The 18,246-nt window shown below is 62.5% G+C and carries 16 protein-coding genes; 10 read left to right on the top strand and 6 right to left on the bottom strand.

Annotated features, from left to right (window positions below; all coding sequences use genetic code 11):
- Positions 1–49 precede the first annotated feature (49 nt).
- Positions 50–811, top strand: a complete 762-nt coding sequence (locus AC2FNZ_RS17570; protein ID WP_093964307.1) for a DUF1013 domain-containing protein — start codon at positions 50–52, stop codon at positions 809–811.
- Positions 812–861: 50 nt separating this feature from the next.
- Positions 862–1,251: a hypothetical protein gene (locus AC2FNZ_RS17565; protein ID WP_093964306.1), complete on the top strand. Its 390-nt coding sequence runs from the start codon at positions 862–864 to the stop codon at positions 1,249–1,251.
- Between the two features lie 41 nt (positions 1,252–1,292).
- Here the strand turns inward: AC2FNZ_RS17565 and AC2FNZ_RS17560 are convergent, their stop codons facing one another.
- Together AC2FNZ_RS17560 and AC2FNZ_RS17555 are read right to left on the bottom strand one after the other, a co-directional pair.
- The gene (locus AC2FNZ_RS17560; protein ID WP_496841414.1) at positions 1,293–2,321 is read right to left on the bottom strand and encodes a permease; all 1,029 of its coding nucleotides are present in this window, start codon (positions 2,319–2,321) and stop codon (positions 1,293–1,295) included.
- On the bottom strand, positions 2,314–2,622 hold the full coding sequence (locus AC2FNZ_RS17555) for an ArsR/SmtB family transcription factor (RefSeq protein WP_496841413.1): 309 nt from the start codon (positions 2,620–2,622) through the stop codon (positions 2,314–2,316). Before AC2FNZ_RS17555 ends, AC2FNZ_RS17560 begins: the two co-directional genes overlap by 8 nt.
- A gap of 134 nt (positions 2,623–2,756) precedes the next feature.
- On the opposite strand from AC2FNZ_RS17555, the gene pdxR reads away from it, so the two are divergent.
- The 6 genes from pdxR to AC2FNZ_RS17525 all read left to right on the top strand — a co-directional run bounded on the left by pdxR (position 2,757) and on the right by AC2FNZ_RS17525 (position 11,793).
- Positions 2,757–4,217 (top strand): MocR-like pyridoxine biosynthesis transcription factor PdxR, encoded by a 1,461-nt coding sequence (gene pdxR / locus AC2FNZ_RS17550; protein WP_496841412.1) that lies wholly within the window; start codon positions 2,757–2,759, stop codon positions 4,215–4,217.
- A gap of 125 nt (positions 4,218–4,342) precedes the next feature.
- On the top strand, positions 4,343–6,118 hold the full coding sequence (gene xsc / locus AC2FNZ_RS17545) for a sulfoacetaldehyde acetyltransferase (RefSeq protein ID WP_093964302.1): 1,776 nt from the start codon (positions 4,343–4,345) through the stop codon (positions 6,116–6,118).
- A 21-nt stretch (positions 6,119–6,139) separates the two neighbouring features.
- A complete protein-coding gene (gene pta, locus AC2FNZ_RS17540; protein WP_496841411.1) occupies positions 6,140–7,147 on the top strand; it encodes a phosphate acetyltransferase in 1,008 nt (335 codons plus the stop codon).
- Positions 7,148–7,237: 90 nt separating this feature from the next.
- The gene (locus AC2FNZ_RS17535) at positions 7,238–10,057 is read left to right on the top strand and encodes a molybdopterin oxidoreductase family protein (protein WP_496841410.1); all 2,820 of its coding nucleotides are present in this window, start codon (positions 7,238–7,240) and stop codon (positions 10,055–10,057) included.
- 112 nt (positions 10,058–10,169) lie between these two features.
- Positions 10,170–10,919, top strand: coding sequence for a 4Fe-4S dicluster domain-containing protein (locus AC2FNZ_RS17530; RefSeq protein ID WP_093964299.1), 750 nt, complete (start codon positions 10,170–10,172; stop codon positions 10,917–10,919).
- 1 nt (position 10,920) lies between these two features.
- The gene (locus tag AC2FNZ_RS17525) at positions 10,921–11,793 is read left to right on the top strand and encodes a dimethyl sulfoxide reductase anchor subunit family protein (protein WP_170364299.1); all 873 of its coding nucleotides are present in this window, start codon (positions 10,921–10,923) and stop codon (positions 11,791–11,793) included.
- Positions 11,794–11,867: 74 nt separating this feature from the next.
- Here the strand turns inward: AC2FNZ_RS17525 and dapA are convergent, their stop codons facing one another.
- On the bottom strand, positions 11,868–12,740 hold the full coding sequence (dapA, locus tag AC2FNZ_RS17520) for a 4-hydroxy-tetrahydrodipicolinate synthase (RefSeq protein WP_093964297.1): 873 nt from the start codon (positions 12,738–12,740) through the stop codon (positions 11,868–11,870).
- A gap of 133 nt (positions 12,741–12,873) precedes the next feature.
- Between dapA and AC2FNZ_RS17515 the strand changes: the two genes are divergently transcribed.
- Positions 12,874–14,847 carry a lytic transglycosylase domain-containing protein gene (locus AC2FNZ_RS17515; RefSeq protein ID WP_496841409.1) on the top strand — a complete coding sequence of 658 codons (1,974 nt, stop codon included), beginning with the start codon at positions 12,874–12,876 and terminating at the stop codon, positions 14,845–14,847.
- Here the strand turns inward: AC2FNZ_RS17515 and AC2FNZ_RS17510 are convergent.
- Both AC2FNZ_RS17510 and mnmC2 read right to left on the bottom strand, forming a co-directional pair.
- Positions 14,821–15,690: a DMT family transporter gene (locus tag AC2FNZ_RS17510; RefSeq protein WP_496841408.1), complete on the bottom strand. Its 870-nt coding sequence runs from the start codon at positions 15,688–15,690 to the stop codon at positions 14,821–14,823. The genes AC2FNZ_RS17515 and AC2FNZ_RS17510 overlap by 27 nt on opposite strands.
- Positions 15,687–16,352, bottom strand: coding sequence for a tRNA (5-methylaminomethyl-2-thiouridine)(34)-methyltransferase MnmC2 (gene mnmC2 / locus AC2FNZ_RS17505; protein ID WP_260063588.1), 666 nt, complete (start codon positions 16,350–16,352; stop codon positions 15,687–15,689). Before mnmC2 ends, AC2FNZ_RS17510 begins: the two co-directional genes overlap by 4 nt.
- A gap of 55 nt (positions 16,353–16,407) precedes the next feature.
- On the opposite strand from mnmC2, the gene AC2FNZ_RS17500 reads away from it, so the two are divergent.
- On the top strand, positions 16,408–17,442 hold the full coding sequence (locus AC2FNZ_RS17500) for an NAD(P)/FAD-dependent oxidoreductase (protein ID WP_496841407.1): 1,035 nt from the start codon (positions 16,408–16,410) through the stop codon (positions 17,440–17,442).
- Here the strand turns inward: AC2FNZ_RS17500 and AC2FNZ_RS17495 are convergent.
- A complete protein-coding gene (locus AC2FNZ_RS17495) occupies positions 17,434–18,246 on the bottom strand; it encodes an HTD2 family dehydratase (protein WP_496841406.1) in 813 nt (270 codons plus the stop codon). The two genes, AC2FNZ_RS17500 and AC2FNZ_RS17495, sit on opposite strands and share 9 nt — an antisense overlap.

The following is an 18,246-nucleotide window of genomic DNA, read 5'->3' as shown; positions in this document are numbered from 1 at the left end:
GCCGCCGAATTCCGGCGACGGGACAGATGTATTCAAAGGAGACGGGCTGATGGCAAAACCCCTGATGGCCAAGGCAACCGCCGTTTGGCTGGTGGACAATACCACGATCAGCTTCAAGCAGATCGCGGATTTCGTGGGCATGCACGAGTTGGAAGTGCAAGGCATCGCTGATGGCGATGTGGCGGCAGGCGTCAAGGGATTCGACCCGATCGCCAACAACCAGCTGACTCAGGAAGAGATCGACAAGGCCGAGAAAGATCCGCTGCACAAGCTGAAGCTCAAGTTCAACCCGGCCGCCGCCGGCGAGGAAAAGCGCCGCGGTCCGCGCTACACGCCGCTGTCCAAGCGTCAGGACCGACCGAACTCGATCCTGTGGCTGGTCAAGTTCCACCCGGAGCTGACCGATGGCCAGATCGCCAAACTGGTTGGAACCACCAAGCCCACGATCCAGTCGATCCGCGAGCGCACCCACTGGAACATCGCCAATATGCAGCCGATCGACCCGGTCGCGCTGGGCCTGTGCAAACAGTCGGAACTGGATGCCGCCGTCCAGAAAGCCGCTGCCAAGAAGGCCGCCGAAGGTGGCGTCATGAGCGATGACGAGCGCCGCAAGCTGGTCTCGACCGAACAGTCGCTGGAAATGGATGCCGCTCCCAAGATCCCCACGGCGATCGAGGGGCTGGAAACCTTCTCGCTGTCCGATGACGGCGACGAGGAAAAAGAAGACGAAGCAGTGGTGGATGCCGACAGCTTCTTCAACCTGCCCAAGGGCGGCGCCGAAGAAGACGACGAGGACGACCTGCGCAACTGACACTGTGCTGGCCCCGGTCCGATGGACCGGGGCCTTTTTGGAACTGGACCATGCTGAACATTCTATCGTCTATCTTCGGGCCGCACCGGGCGGTTTCGATTTACGCTTTCGCAAAAACAAAGGGACTGGCCATTCTGGGCGGCGTGGCCGTTATCGCCGTAGCTGCCGGTCTGCTGCTGTTCAGCGGCGATGGGAAACACGAACACGAAGCGTTTCTGACCGTTCCCGTGCTGTCGGCCACACCGATCAATGGTGATCTCAAGAACGGGGTCATCGCGTCGGTTCGATTGCCGGACGGATCGGCAACTTCAATCACCGCGACCGAGGCGCCGATCGCGCGCAGTGTCGGAACCACGGCCTGTGTGGAAAAACGGGTTTACGTGGACAGCGGCGAACCGCGCTATCGGTTCAAATTGCCAAGCAACTGCGGCGCAAGCTGATTTGCAGAACCGTCCGGAGAATACTCCGGGCGGTTTTCTTCTTACAAAAGCTGGAACAGGATCCCGGCTGCAATAGCTCCGCTGATCCCAAGCCCGATGTAGGCTGCGAACACACGGGGTTTGACCAGAGACCAGACAGCCGCCATGGCCGGAATGGAACTGACGGCCCCGGCGATCATGAACGACATCGCGGCGCCCGCGCTCATCCCCTGCTCCATTAGGCCGGCCAAAAGCGGCGGCGCGACATACGAATTCAGGTAGGCCGGCATCCCGACAAAGGCGGCGATCACGATCGGCAAGGCACCGTCGCCACCGACCAGCCGCGCGATCAGATCAGCCGGAACATAGCTGACCAGCAGCGCCTCGAGCACATAGGCCAGAGCGAGCCACTTCAGCAGGAACAGGCCGTTCTGCACGAATTCCCGACGGAACCGGGCGCGGCGTTCGGGCTCTTGCCAAAAGCGCCAAAGCAGCGTGTCTTTCTTCGGACCGCAGCCACAGCATCCGGCCGGTTCATAGTGGCGCAGAGGTTGGGCAAAGGCACCCTGACGCATGAGAAAACGCACCGCGAACCCGCCGAACAATCCCAGTGCCACGGCTGCAACGGCTTTGCCGATCGCAAACGGCCAGCCCAAAGCGCCCGCCGTGATCAACAGCGTAGGCGGGTCAATCAACGGCGAGCTCAGCCAGAAGGCCATGACCGCCGACAAGGGCGCACCCAACGCAAGCAGGCCCGCGATGAACGGAATCACCTCGCAAGAGCAGAACGGAGCCAACCCGCCAAACAATGCGGCCAGCAGGATCATCCGGGTTTCGCGGCCCTCGAAGGCCCGGGCAACCATAGTCTCGGCCCCGCTGGCCTTGAGGTAGGACAGCAACAGCACTGCAAACAGGATGTACTGACCGGTGTGCACCAGAGCCTTGGCTGCAAAAGTCGTGACGTTCACCCAATTGCCTGGGTCCAGATTGGCCACAAGCACAAGGATCGCCACGATCAGGGCCCAAGGTGTCTTCAGCAGACCGGACAAGGTTTGACCAACGGCCTTCGGGGATTGGGTCAATTCAGCCATCGTTGGCAACCTTTCTGGATTCATCCGCGCAGCATTCGCTGAGGATGAACTGCGCCAGTGATCTCAATTCATCGAAATTTGCACGGTTGATTGTGGTCCGCCCGGATTTCTTCTGCTCGACCACGCCGCCTGCCGCCAAGAAACGCAGGTGATGAGCCAGGGTGGACGGTGCCATCCCAGTCCGGCTTTGGATTTCCCCGACCGTCAGACCCGCCTGTCCGGCCCGTACAAGGGTCTTGAGCACCTGCAATCGCGCCTCGGACCCCATCGCGGAAAACCCTGCAGCAGCTTTTTCCCACATTTGGTTATCTCCATTAAACTAGATTTCTAGTTTTTTAGTGATGAGCTATGCCCGTGTCAACCGTATGGGTAAATTTCCGTTGATCCTGCATAAGTCCAGATTGCCCTGCATTTAAGTCCAACATATAACGAGGCATGGGAATTTCGGTCGAAACCTTCTTTCTGAAACCGGGCGGTCAGGGCACTCTGCAGGCGCAGATCCAGCAGATGATTGCCGAGGGCATCCTGTCAGGCCGCTTTCATGTCGGTGAGAAACTGCCGTCGTCGCGCAAATTGGCCGCGCATCTGGGTGTCAGCCGCATCACCGTGACGCTGGCCTATACCGAGTTGCTGGCAAATGACTATCTGACGGCCAAAGGCCGGTCCGGGTACTACGTGTCGCAGAACGCGCCAGTGCCGCCGAAATACACACCGGTTCAGCGCAGCGAAGAAACCGTCAACTGGGACGCCGCACTGGCCCGCCGTTTTTCCGACGGTGATTTTCTGGCCAAGCCACCGGATTGGCGGGAATACAGCTATCCGTTCATCTACGGCCAGGCCGACCGCACCCTGTTTGATCATGCGAACTGGCGCCTCTGCGCCGTTCGGGCCCTTGGCCACAAGGATTTCGATTCGCTGACCGGCGACTACGTGGATCAGGACGATCCATTGCTGATCGAGTTCATCGCTCGCCACACGTTGCCCCGCCGCGGTATCGCCGCTCGGCCCGAGGAAATTCTGATCACGCTGGGCGCTCAGAACGCCCTGTGGCTGACCTCGCGCATTCTTCTGGGCCATGGGCGAGTGGCTGCGATCGAGGATCCCAGCTACTACGCTCTGCACGAACTTATGCGCTGCTCGGATGCCTCGATGACACCATTGCGGGTGGACAAGGATGGGTTGCCGCCCGAGTCCATCCCGGACGGCACCGACGTGATCTACACCACGCCCAGCCACCAATGTCCGACAACCGCGACAATGCCCGTCGCCCGGCGTCACGACCTATTGAAACGCGCCCGCGAACTGGACGCGATGATCGTCGAAGATGACTATGAGTTCGAGATGGCCTTTCTGGGTGCCCCGTCCCCGGCGCTCAAGTCTTTGGACAAGGACGGGCGTGTGATCTACGTGGGCAGCTTTTCCAAGTCGTTGTTCCCGGGGTTGCGGCTGGGGTACATGGTCGGATCCGAACCGTTCATCCGCGAGGCTCGTGCGCTGCGGTCGCTCGTTTTCCGACACCCACCCGGCCATATCCAGCGAACGGCGGCCTATTTCCTGTCGCTCGGGCACTATGACGCCCAGATACGGCGTATGTCCAAGGCTCTGATGCAGCGGCGCAAGACGATCGAGGACGCGATCGAGGCGAACGGGTTGACCGTGGCCGGGCGCGGCGTCTTTGGTGGATCGTCGATGTGGATGAAGGCACCGGACCATGTCGACACGGCGGAACTCGCGAAAACGCTGCAGAATCAGAGTGTTCATATCGAGCCCGGCGCTGCGTTCTTCTCGGGGCCGGATCGGCCCAGGAACTATTACCGCCTGGGGTATTCCTCGATTTCGGCTGACCGGATACCCGCGGGAATCGAACGGGTTGCGGCCGCGATCCGGGCCTGCTGAGGCCACACTGGACCTACTCCGGCGCCGTGTCTGGCCCTAACCCAGATGCCCCCGTTGCGCCAAAACCAATGGCAAGCCAAGGCGTATCGCCTGACCGTTTCCACCATTGCTTGGAGAGCGTCCAAATGAAAATGACGACAGAAGAGGCCTTTGTTAAGGTTCTGCAGATGCACGGCATCGAACACGCGTTCGGGATCATCGGCTCGGCCATGATGCCGATCTCGGACCTGTTCCCCAAGGCCGGGATCATGTTCTGGGACTGCGCTCATGAAGGCAGCGCCGGCATGATGGCCGACGGCTACACCCGCGCCACCGGCAAGATGTCGATGATGATCGCGCAGAACGGCCCCGGCATCACCAACTTCGTCACTGCCGTCAAAACCGCCTATTGGAACCATACGCCGCTGCTGCTGGTCACCCCGCAGGCGGCAAACAAGACCATCGGTCAGGGTGGGTTCCAGGAAGTCGAGCAGATGAAACTGTTCGAAGACATGGTCGCGTATCAGGAAGAGGTCCGCGATCCATCCCGCGTCACCGAGGTTCTGAACCGCGTGATCATGAAGGCCAAGCGCGCCAGCGCCCCGGCCCAGATCAACATCCCGCGTGACATGTGGACTCAGGTCATTGACGTCGAACTGCCCGCGGTTGTCGATTTCGAGCGTCCCGCAGGCGGTGAAACCGCTGTCGCAAAGGCCGCCGAACTGCTGTCGAATGCCAAAAACCCCGTGATCCTGAACGGAGCGGGCGTGGTGCTGGCCAAAGGCGGCATCGAGGCCTCGAAGGCCCTGGCCGAGCGTCTGGATGCGCCGGTTTGCGTCGGCTACCAGCACAACGACGCCTTCCCCGGCAGCCATCCGCTGTTTGCCGGCCCGCTGGGCTACAACGGGTCCAAGGCAGCGATGGAGCTGATCAAGGAAGCCGACGTGGTGCTGTGCCTCGGCACCCGCCTGAACCCGTTCTCGACCCTGCCGGGCTATGGCATGGAATACTGGCCGGCTGACGCCAAGATCATCCAGGTCGACATCAACCCCGACCGGATCGGCCTGACCAAGAAGGTCTCGGTCGGTATCGTCGGCGACGCGGCCAAGGTGGCGAATGGCATCCTGGCGCAGCTGAGCGACACGGCCGGAGACGAGGGCCGCGCCGAACGCAAGGCCAAGATTGCCGAAAAGAAATCGCGTTGGGCCCAGCAGCTCAGCAGTATGGACCACGAGGACGACGATCCAGGCACCAGCTGGAACGAGCGCGCACGCGCGGCCAAGCCCGACTGGATGAGCCCCCGCATGGCCTGGCGCGCCATTCAGGCCGCGCTGCCGAAAGAAGCCATCATCAGCTCGGACATCGGCAACAACTGCGCCATCGGCAACGCCTACCCGTCCTTTGAGGAAGGTCGCAAGTATCTGGCGCCCGGCCTGTTCGGACCATGCGGATATGGCCTGCCCGCCATCGTCGGCGCCAAGATCGGCTGCCCGGACGTGCCCGTTGTGGGTTTTGCCGGTGACGGCGCCTTCGGCATCGCGGTAAACGAGCTGACCGCCATCGGCCGCGAGGAATGGCCCGCCGTGACGCAGATCGTGTTCCGCAACTACCAGTGGGGCGCGGAAAAACGCAACTCGACCCTGTGGTTCGACGACAACTTCGTGGGCACCGAACTGGACACCAAAGTGTCCTATGCCGGCATAGCCCAAGCCTGCGGCCTTAAGGGTGTCGTCGCCCGCACCATGGACGAGCTGACCGCCGCCCTGAACCAGGCCATCGAAGACCAGAAAAACGGCATCACCACCCTGATCGAAGCCCTGATCAACCAGGAACTGGGTGAGCCGTTCCGCCGCGACGCGATGAAAAAGCCTGTGGCGGTGGCCGGTATTTCGGCCGACGATATGGTGCCGCAGCAGGTCTGAGCGGAAACGGAGCTGGAGCGGATGACCCTGACACCCATCGAGTTGTTGCGTCAGCAAGCTCCGGCAATCCGGCCTATCGTTGCTCTGAGCGAAGGCAGTGATCCCCGCATCGTTGCGGGGGCGCTTGCCGCCCGGTCCGCAGGGCTGTCCGACATCATCCTTGTCGGTCCGCGGACAGAAATCGAAGCCGAGTTGCTGGCGCAGGGCGCCGCATCGGGCGATGACCTTTCCATCCATGACCCGACCGAGTCGCCGCTGACCGAGGAGTTCGCGGCCGTCTACCACGATCTGCGCCGGCACAAGGGCGTGGATGCGGTGTCGGCCCGGTCCGCCGCCGAAACGCCCTTGGTCTACGCGGCCATGCTGGTCCGGACGGGCCGTGCCACGGGAACGGTCGGTGGTGCTGTCCACACGACCGGTGAGGTGGTCCGTACGGCGATTCAGGTGATCGGCCTGGCCCCGGATGCCGGATTGGTGTCCTCGTTTTTCCTGATGTACCCGCCGGATCCGGGCGGCCCTGATGCGCGCGCGATGCTGTTTTCCGATTGCGGGCTCGTGATTGATCCGACCGCATCGGAACTGGCCCTTATCGCGGCGGCCTCGGCCCAGTCGGCCCGGGCCATCCTGCGGGAACAGCCGTCGCTGGCGATGCTGAGCTTTTCGACCAAAGGCAGCGCAAGACATCCCGGTGTCGACAAGGTTACCGAGGCAACGCGCCTTTTGCGCGAACAGCATCCCGAGCTGCATGTCGACGGCGAGCTGCAATTCGACGCGGCTTTCCACCCCCCCGTCGGCCAGAAAAAGGCTCCTGGATCGACTGTGGCCGGCAAGGCCAACGTCATGATCTTTCCCAATCTGGACGCGGGAAACATCAGCTACAAAATCACCCAGAGGATCGGTGGATACATGGCGATCGGTCCGGTGCTGCAGGGTCTGGCCCGACCGGCGAATGATCTGTCCCGGGGCTGCAGCGCCGAGGATGTAGAACAGATGATCGCCGTGACCGTGCTGCAGGCATTGGGAACATGACCATCAAATCTGGCGCCATCGTCAGAACAGTATTCTAAATCCGGGCTGAAAGTGACAAGTTCGTCCCGACGCAAACGACTGGATCCGCAAATGACCCATCAGCAGCCAATCCTCGACACGTCCCCCAAGGTCTCGGACGAGGTTCGCAAGACAACCTGCTACATGTGTGCCTGCCGGTGCGGGATCAACGTCCACATGAAGGATGGCAAGGTCGCATATATCGAGGGCAACCGTGACCACCCGGTGAACAAGGGTGTTCTGTGCGCCAAGGGCAGTGCGGGCATCATGCAGGTCAACGCCCCGTCACGCCTGCGCGCTCCGCTCAAGCGGGTGGGTCCGCGCGGGTCGGGTGAGTTCGAGGAAATCAGCTGGGACGAAGCGTTGGACATCGCCGTCGGCTGGCTCAAGCCGCTGCGCGAGGACAACCCCGAGAAACTGGCCTTTTTCACCGGCCGCGACCAGTCGCAGTCCTTCACCAGCTTCTGGGCCCAGAATTTCGGCACCTGCAACTATGCGGCCCATGGCGGTTTCTGCTCGGTCAACATGGCGGCCGGCGGCATCTACACGATGGGCGGCGCGTTCTGGGAATTCGGCCAGCCCGATTGGGACCGCACCAAGCTGTTCATGCTGTTCGGCGTGGCCGAGGACCATGACAGCAACCCGATCAAGATGGGCATCGGCAAGATCAAGGCGCGCGGTGCCCGCGTGATCGGGGTGAACCCGATCCGCACCGGCTACAACGCAGTGGCCGATGACTGGGTCGGCATCACGCCCGGCACCGACGGTCTGTTCATCCTGTCGCTGATCCATGTGTTGATGAAGGCCGGCAAGATCGACCTGGATTACCTGAGCCGCTATACCAACGCCCCTGTCCTGGTGAATGCCGCCGAAGGCCCCGAGAACGGCCTGTTTCTGCGGGACGCGGACGGCAAGCCGCTGGTGATTGACCGGGTCACCGGGCAACCGACGGCCTTTGACAAACCGGGCGTCCGGCCGGACCTGACCGCCACCTATGAAATGGACGGCATCACCCACCGGCCGGTCTTTCACCTGATGGCGGAAAAATACCTCAGCGACGAATACGCCCCCGACGCGGTGGCCGAGGAATGCGGCGTACCCGCCAGCCGGATCCGCGCCATCGCCGGTGAACTGGCGCGCGTCGCCTTTGACGAGGCCTTCGAGCTGGACCAGGAATGGACCGATTTCCGCGGCGAAAAGCACAACAAGATGATCGGCCGCCCGGTGGCCATGCATGCCATGCGCGGCGTTTCGGCCCATGCCAACGGATTCCAGACCTGCCGCGCGTTGCACGTGCTGCAGATCCTGCTTGGTACGGTCGAAGTCCCGGGTGGGTTCCGCTTCAAGCCGCCCTATCCGAAGCCGGTCGAAGCACACCCGACCCCCCATTGCAAGGTCACGCCAAACTCTCCCCTGGACGGCCCGCATCTGGGTTTCGTGCGCGGCCCCGAAGATCTGGCCCTGAAGGCCGATGGCAGCCCGGCGCGCATCGACAAGGCCTTTACCTGGGAAAACCCGATGTCCAGCCACGGGCTGATGCACATGGTGATCTCGAACGCTCACGCGGGCGATCCCTACAAGATCGACACGCTGTTCATGTACATGGCCAACATGTCCTGGAACTCGACCATGAACACCAAGGGCGTGATCGAAATGCTGACGGATAAGGATGACAACGGCGACTACGTGATCCCGCGGATCATCTATTCCGACGCCTATTCCTCGGAAATGGTGGCCTATGCCGACCTGATCCTGCCCGACACGACCTATCTGGAGCGCCATGACTGCATCTCGCTCCTCGACCGCCCGATCTGCGAGGCTGACGGAGCCGCAGATGCGATCCGCTGGCCGGTGATCGAGCCCGATAGGGATGTGCGCGGATTTCAGACGGTGCTGATCCAACTGGCCAACAAGCTGGGTCTGCCGGGTTTCACGGATGAGGACGGCTCGGCCAAATACACGGACTACGCCGACTACATGGTCAACCATCAGCGCAAGCCCGGAATCGGCCCGCTGGCTGGGTTCCGCGGCGCAGATGGCTCGCAGGTGGGTCGGGGCGACGTGAACCCGAACCAACTGGACCGATATATCGAGAATGGCGGCTTCTACCTGGAACACATTCCGGACGAGGCCCTGTTCTACAAACCCTGGAACGCCGCCTATCAGGACTGGGCAGTGGGAATGGGCATGTATGACAGCCCGCAACCCTACCTGTTCCAGCTCTATTCCGAACCGATGCGCAAGTTCCAGCTGGCTGCAGAAGGTCATGGTGACCGCCAGCCTCCCGACCACCTGCGCGACCAGATCAGACAAAAAATGGATCCACTGCCCATCTGGTACGAAACCGACCAGACTGGAAACGAGGGCTTTACCGTCAACGCCCTGACCCAGCGCCCCATGGCGATGTATCACAGCTGGGGCACCCAGAATGCCTGGTTGCGGCAACTGCACGGGCGCAACCCGCTTTATGTTCCCACCAAGCTGATGCGCGAACACGGACTGAAGAACGGGGATTGGGCCAAAGTCAGTTCTCCGCACGGAGAAATCACTGTTCCGGTGATGGAAATGGCGGCGTTGAACGACAACACCGTCTGGACATGGAACGCCATCGGCAAACGCAAAGGGGCATGGGCGTTGCGGCCCGACGCACCCGAGGCGACCAAGGGCTTTCTGCTCAACCATCTGATCCACGAACTGCTGCCACCCAAGGGCGACGGTCTGCGCTGGGCCAATTCCGACCCGATCACGGGACAGGCCGCGTGGTTTGACCTCAAGGTCAAGATTGAAAAAGCCGAAGCACCGGCAGACGCCCAAACCCAACCGGAATTCCCGCCAATCAAGTCTCCGGTCGGCACCGGCCCCAAGGATCTTGCATGGAAGGTTGGCAAATGACCCAGCGCAACACTCCATTTGGCCCGCAATACTCCGGGGATGAATTGAGCCGAGTGGCTCAGGAGGGGGCTGGCCCCCTGTCGGCCCCGGCCCTCGACAAAGAGCAGACGCCATGACCCAACTTCCCCAATCCACCGAGCGAAAAATGGGCCTGGTCATTGACCTGGATACCTGCGTCGGCTGTCATGCCTGCGTGATCTCCTGCAAGGGCTGGAACACCGAGAACTACGGCGCCCCTCTGTCCGATCAGGACGCCTATGGGGCCGACCCCTCGGGCACATTCCTGAACCGGGTGCACTCCTACGAGGTTCAGCCGGCCGAAGGTGCCGCCCAGCTGATCCATTTCCCCAAATCCTGCCTGCATTGCGAGGATGCCCCCTGCGTCACCGTCTGCCCCACCGGCGCCAGTTACAAGCGGGTCGAGGACGGGATCGTGCTGGTCAACGAAAGCGACTGCATCGGCTGTGGCCTGTGCGCCTGGGCCTGCCCCTATGGCGCGCGCGAACTGGACGCCGCAGAGGGCGTCATGAAGAAATGCACTCTTTGCGTCGATCGCATCTACAACGACAACCTGCCCGAGGAAGACCGCGTTCCCGCCTGCGTGCGGACCTGCCCCGCGGGGGCCCGCCATTTCGGTGACTTGGGCGACCCCGACAGCGAGGTCAGCCAACTGGTGGCCGAGCGCGGCGGAATGGATCTGATGCCCGAAATGGGCACCAAACCGGTCAACAAATACCTGCCACCCCGCCCCAAGGATACGGTCGAAGAGCAGATCGACATCCTGGCGCCCCTGCTGGCGCCGGTCGCCGACGAGCCGAAGGGCTTCCTTGGCTGGCTGGACAAGGCATTGGAGAAGCTCTGACATGCATCCCGCACCTTCCGTCATCCTGTTCACCACTCTGTCGGGGCTGGGCTTCGGCCTGCTGTTTTTCCTGGGCCTCGGCTTTCCGAATGTCTCGGGCTGGGTGGCCTTCGTGTTCTTCGCCATCGCCTATGCGCTGTCCGTGGGTGGGCTCATGGCCTCGACCTTTCACCTCGGCCACCCCGAGCGCGCGCTCAAGGCGTTCACCCAATGGAAGACAAGCTGGCTCAGCCGCGAGGGCTGGTGCGCAGTTCTGGCCCTGTTGGTCATGGGGCTCTATGCGATCGGCGTTATCTTTCTGGACCAACGCTGGTCCGGTCTGGGTCTGATCGGTTCGCTGCTCTCATTGGCGACCGTTTTCACCACCTCGATGATCTACACGCAACTCAAGACGATCCCGCGGTGGAACCTGACGCTGACGCCCGTGATGTTTCTGAGCTTCAGCGTGGCTGGCGGCGCGCTTTTGGCGGGGCAGACCGCATTTGCGATCCCGCTGCTGTTGATCGCCGCGCTGGTTCAGATTCTGTACTGGCGTTCGGGCGATCAGGCCTTGGCCAACTCGGGAACCAATCTTGGTACGGCAACTGGTCTTGGCGACAGGGGTTCTGTCCGCGCGTTTGAACCGCCGCATACAGGAACCAACTATCTGCTGCGCGAATTTGTTCACGTTGTCGGACGCAAACACGCAGACAAGCTGCGAGCCATTTCCTTTGCCTTGGCCTTCGTGGTTCCCGTCGGTCTGTTGATCCTACCGTTCAACCACCTGGTCGGAGCGCTGGCGGTGCTGTCTCATATGGCGGGTATCGCGACTTCGCGCTGGCTGTTCTTTGCCCAGGCCGAACATGTGGTCGGGCTGTACTACGGCAAGCGCTAAGTCACCCTGCAAACAAGAAAAGGGCGATGCCGGTTCTCCCAGACACCGCCCATTTTCTTTCGGAACGCCTCTGATCAGATCAGGCCTGCATGCTCCATCGCCGCATCAATCGCGGCCTTTGTGCTGTTTTCCAGCGTCGTCAGCGGCGACCGCACTTCTTCGGTGCAGCGTCCCAGTTTGCTGAGCGCGTATTTCGCACCCACCAGGCCCGGTTCGATGAATATGGCTTCGTGCAGCGGCATCAACCGATCCTGATACTCCAGCGCCGTCGCATAGTCGCCGGACAGGGTCGCCTGCTGGAACTCGGCACATAGCTTGGGGGCCACGTTCGCGGTGACCGAGATACAGCCGACGCCACCATGGGCGTTGAAACCCAGGGCCGTCGCGTCCTCACCCGAAAGCTGGCAGAAGTCTTTACCGCAGGAAGCGCGCTGCTGGCTGACGCGGGCAAGATCGCCCGTGGCGTCTTTGACACCGATGATCCGAGGCAGCTGCGCCAGCGCACCCATGGTATCCGGGTTCATGTCGATGACCGAGCGACCCGGAATGTTGTAGATGATGATCGGGATATCCGCACAGTCATGCAGCGCCCGAAAATGGGACAACAAGCCTTTCTGAGTCGGCTTGTTGTAATAGGGCGTGACGACCAATGCCGCATCCGCACCCACTTTCTGCGCGAATCGCACGAACCGGATGGCCTCGACCGTGTTGTTCGACCCGGCCCCGGCAATTACCGGCACGCGCCCCGCGGCGGCCTTGACCACCTCGGCCACCACGGTTTCGTGTTCCTCGTGGCTCAGCGTCGGGCTCTCGCCGGTCGTGCCCACCGGCACCAGACCGGTCGACCCTTCGGCAATCTGCCATTCCACCAATTGTTTGAGCGTATCCAGGTCCAACTCGCCGTTGCGGAACGGGGTGACAAGAGCTGGCATCGAGCCTTTGAACATGGAACGCTCCTTGAGGTTCAATCGTGTGATGTGCGTCGCGGGCCGATACGAATTTAGGTTTCTTGAGTTGATCCCGGCGGCGCAAGGTTTATCCTGAATGGCTGTATCCACGGTTGGTCGGGAAATGCAAGGGATGACACGGATTCTGGCGCTGATTGCCACGGCGATTCTGGCGATGACGATGCAGATCGGAAACGCGCGCGCCGACAGCGTGGCCGACCTGCGGGCCGGACTGGCGGAAATGCGTGCCGGAGATTGGAACGAAGCCCTGCGCGTCGCAGGCGCGCGCGGCTCGGTTTCGCGCGACATCATCGTGTGGCACTGGCTGCGCCAAGGGTTTGGCAGTTCGGGCGATGTTCTGGTCTTTCTGGACCGGCGGCCCGATTGGCCGGGCCTTGCCTGGCTGCGCCGCAAAAGCGAGCCGTCCTTTACCGGCGCGGACCCGGACCGGGTGCTGAAGTTCTACAAGGACAACCCGCCACAGACCGCCGAAGGAGCTCTGAACTATGCCGTGGCACTGAAGGCCAAAGGCCGGACCGGTGAGGCCGAGGCGGATATCGTCACTGCCTGGCGGACGATGCCGATGGGTTCGGGCCTGCAGCAGGACTACGTTCAGAACTTCGGGTCATTGCTGAAACCGCATCACGAGGCTCGTCTGGACCGGATGCTGTGGGATGGCCATCTGATCAGCTCGACCCAGATGCTGCCACTGGTCAGCGAAGACTACCGCAAACTGGCCGAAGCGCGGATCGCCCTGCAAAAGCGCCAACCCGGCGTGGATGGCAAGGTTGCCGCCGTTCCGAAGGCGCTTGCCGATGATCCGGGGCTGGCCTTTGACCGGTTCGTATGGCGGGACCGCAAAGAGCTGGACGACAGCGCCATTGACCTGATGCTGGCGCGCTCGACCAGCCCACAGGCGCTGGGCGAACCCGACAAGTGGGCCGAAGGGCGGCGCAGGCTGGCTCGGCTGGAAATGCGTCAGGGTGATGCGAACCGGGCCTATGCCATCGCCGCCAATCACCACATGACACCCGAGATGGGGTATGGTTATGCCGACCTTGAGTGGCTGTCGGGTTTCCTGGCGTTGCGCAAGCTGAACGACCCGGCCACAGCGGCTCGGCATTTCCAGAACTTCCTGGGGGCCGTGAAGTCTCCGATCTCGATGGGTCGGGGCGGGTATTGGCTGGGCCGGGCCTACGCTGCCACCGGAAACGCCGAGAAAGCCTATGAGGCTTATGCAATCGGCGCCGACTACCAGACCTCGTTCTATGGCCTGTTAGCTGCAGAACAGATCGGACGGCCATTTGACAGCGACTTGGCCAACCCGCGCCGGGCGCCCCATTGGAAACAGGCCGAGTTCGCCAAGTCCAGTGTGCTTGAGGCGGGGCTGCTGCTGATACGAGCTGGTGAGCCGGAATTGGGCGAACGGTTCCTGACGCACCTGGTCGAAAGCCTGGATCCGGTGCAGGCCGGCCAGCTGGGTGATCTGGCGGTCGAGTTGAAGGAGCCGCACTTGGCGGTGATGATCGCCAAACGGGCCGCGACGAATGGCGTGGTATTGCCTGCGGCGTATTACCCGGTCCATCCCGTTGCGGATATCGGATTGCCCATGGCCAAGGAAATGACCCTGGCCATCGCCCGTCGGGAAAGCGAATTCGACCCGGTTGTAATCAGCGGTGCCGGCGCGCGCGGCCTGATGCAGGTGATGCCTGCGACCGCCAAGCTGGTCGCGCAGGAACTGGGCATTCTCAGCGGCCATCAGACGGGACGTTTGACCTCGGATTGGCGATACAACGCCAAACTGGGGGCAAATTATCTGGCCGGGCTGGCTGACGAATTCAACGGCAACGTCGTGATGATGGCCGCAGGTTACAATGCCGGCCCCAATCGCCCGAAATCATGGATGGACCGCTACGGCGACCCGCGAACGGGCGCAGTGGATATCGTCGACTGGATCGAGACGATCCCATTCAACGAGACCCGCAACTATGTGATGCGGGTGACCGAAAGCCTGCCCGTCTACCGCGCAAGGCTGGGCAAACCCGCGCTGCCGATCCCCTTCTCGCAGGAGTTGGTCGGATCAACCCTGTCTGCGTTCGCGCCATAGGGTGAACAGACCCGCCGCCACCACCAGCCCCGCCCCCGCGACCACCGCGGGGCGCAGGGTCTCGTCAAAGATCGTGATGCCCAGAATTGCGCTCCACATCAGGTGGAAATAGGCAAAGGGCTGTACGGCGCTGGCCTCGGCCATCTCGTAGCACTTGATCAGCAGCCAATGCCCCAGAACACCGGTGATGCACAGCAGCCCCATCCAGAACCAATCCCGCGGCACCATCGGCTCCCAGAACCACAGGCCGATGCAGGTCATGACCAATGCTCCCACGATCCCGGTCCAGAAGAAGCTGGTTGCGGTGCTGTCCTGACGTGCGGCATAGCGGGTCAGCAGACCGTAGAACGCAAACATCAGCGCCGAGATCAGGGGGATCACTGCCCACGGATTGAAGACGCCCATGCCGGGCTGCAGAATGATCAGCACACCAACGCATCCGACCCCGATGGCCGACCAGCGCCGCCAGCCGACCTTCTCGCCCAGCACCGGCCCGCTGAGCGCGGCGACCAGAAGCGGATAACAGATGAACACCGCTTGGCTCTCGATCAGGCCGAGAATGGTAAAGCCGTAGACGGCGACGCAGATCTCGCCGGCAAGCAGCAGGCCGCGCAGGATCTGCAGGCCCGGTTGCCGGGTCCGGGCCGCGGCCGCCAGACCACCGGGTGTACGCGCCGCCAAGGCAATCACGAAAGCCGCAAAGAACCAATATCGCAGCATGACCACCATGTAGGTGTTGTACGTGCCGGCCAGATGGCGCGAGATGCCGTCCTGCAACGCAAACACGATCGTGGCCGCGATCATCAGCGCAATACCCGCCCGCACGTTGTTTGTCTGGGTCATGCCTTGGTCGCCCGCGTCATGTGCCGTTTGCGGCCGTATCCCGGCGCGCGGGATACCGAAAACCCGGCATCCTGCAACCCACGCCGCACGAACCCGGCTGCGGTATAGGTGGCAGCCGTCCCTTCGGGCGCGGTATGGGCCGCCACTTGCCGCATCAGTTCCGGCTGCCACAGCTCGGGGTTCTTGGCGGGCGAGAACCCATCCAGGAACCAGGCATCGGCAAGCCCGTCCCAAAGGGGCAGGGTCTGGCGGGCATCACCTTCGATCACGGTCAGACGCAGCGTGTCCAAATCACAGCCGCCACCCTGCCATCGGTCAAGGAACCGGTCGGCCCAAGGCGCCAGCTCGGGAAAGGCCGCAAGCGCGCGTTTCATATCGGCAGGGGCCATTGGAAAGGCTTCGAAACTGGTGAACGTCAGCGGACCCGATTGTCCGGACTTCTCCCATTCCGACCAAGCGGTCAGCATGTTCAGTCCGGTTCCGAATCCCAGCTCGGCGATGTGAAAGCCGGGGGCAAAGCGCGCGGGCAGATCGTTGCCCTGCAAAAAGACATGACGGGTCTCCTCCAGTCCGTTCTGAAGGCTGAAATAGGGGTCGTCGAAACGATCAGAAACAGGGACTGTCTCATCCCTCCACGACAATTTGGCGCGCTGGTCTGCCATCGGGAATTCCTGTAGCTAAGCGGCGCGACACTGAACAAGGAAAAGGGGATTGGCAATGGTCGATGTGACGATCCGCGGGGCTGGGATATTCGGCCTGTCCATCGCCTGGACCTGTGCGCGACGTGGCGCCAGGGTCCGGGTCGTCGATCCCTACGGCGCGGGTTCAGGGTCCAGCGGCGGGCTGGTGGGCGCGCTTGCCCCGCACGTTCCGGAAAACTGGAACGACAAGAAAGCATTCCAATTCGAAAGCCTGCTGATGGCCGAACCGTTCTGGCGGCAGGTTGAAGCCACCGGCGGCGTTTCGCCCGGCTATGCGCGTCTGGGGAGGATCCAGCCCATCAACGACCAAAAGAGCCTCGACCTTGCACATCAGCGTGCGACCTCGGCCCGCGACCTGTGGCAGGGCCGGGCTGAATGGGCCGTGGTCGAGGCGCGCTCGGTCGGATCATGGTGCCCGCCCAGCGCAACGGGTTTCGTCATCCGCGATACGTTGAGTGCACGCATGCATCCACGCCGGGCCTGCGCCGCGCTGGTGGCCGCGCTGGCCGTGATGGGGGTTGAGGTCGTGCCCGAGGCCCCGGACACCGGGGCAGTCATTCATGCGACCGGGGTGTCCGGCCTGTTGGAGCTGTCCGATGCTTTCGGCAAGGCGGTCGGAAACGGGGTCAAGGGACAGGCGGCACTGCTGCGGTTCGACGCGGGCCAGGTGCCGCAGCTGTTCGCGGAGTCGATCCATTTCGTACCCCACGCCGACGGGACACTGGCCATCGGCTCGACATCCGAGCGGGACTATGACGACCCGACCGGTACGGATGCTGCCCTCGATGATGTGATCCAGCGCGCATTTCAGGCGGTTCCTGTTCTACACGGCGCGGAAGTGATCGAGCGTTGGGCCGGAGTCCGCCCCCGCAGCAAGAGCCGAGCGCCGATGCTGGGCGCACACCCGCTGCACAAGGGTCAGTTCATTGCCAATGGCGGCTTCAAAATCGGGTTCGGCATGGCCCCCAAGGTGGCCGCGGTCATGGCAGACCTGGTGCTGGACGGACAGGATACGATCCCCGAAGGCTTCCGCCCCGAGGCGTCACTGTGACCGTGGAAGGGCCACGGCCTGCATGCACTGCCGCCCGTCCGGACCGCGGACCCATAAATCGTTCCCGTTTCGGCACAGCGTGGCAGGCTCGAAATGCATCAGCGGAGACGGCGCGCGAAAGGAAAACTCTGCCAGCGGCCCCATGAGATCGGTGGCGAGCAGCATCAGATGCTGCGCCAGAAGCGGTCCATGGACCACCAGTCCGGCATAGCCTTCGACATCGCGGGCATAGTCAAGGTCATAGTGGATGCGGTGGCCATTGAAAGTCAGCGCCGAATACCGAAACAGCAGCGTGGTATCGAACTCGACCTGGCGCAGGTCTGTTTCGTCCGTCCGGGCAACCGGGGCCGCTGGTTTTGGTGCATCGGCCGACGGATCCTCGCGATAGACAAGGTCCTGCCATTCGGTCAGGCACAGCGTGTCGTCCTGCCAGACTTCGTGCTTGAGGGTCACAAACCCCAAGGGCCCAGTCCGTCCGGTCTTGGTGCTTACATTGCTCAAGGTCGAGCGGCGTTCGGCTGGTGTGCCAGCGATCAGCGGAGCGGCGAACCGCAGTCGCCCACCGGCCCACATCCGACGCGGAAGACCGAGATCGGGGACCAGCCCCCCGCCCACCGCGGGATGACCGTCGCGCCCCAAGCCCTCGGGCGGGCGCGGTGACCAGAAATACAGCTGGTGAAAGAACGGCGGCAGCGACGTGCCCATACCGATCGAAGGTGCCTGCCCCAACGCCACCTGAAACGCCGCCGCCCGGGCAGGGTCCATCACGTCGTGCTGAATTTCCGAGGAAACTTGATCCGTCAT

The sequence above is a fragment of the Ruegeria sp. SAZA006 genome, from assembly GCF_059613465.1.
Note: the sequence above shows the minus strand (reverse complement) of the source record. Positions and strands in the feature narration are given on the sequence as shown.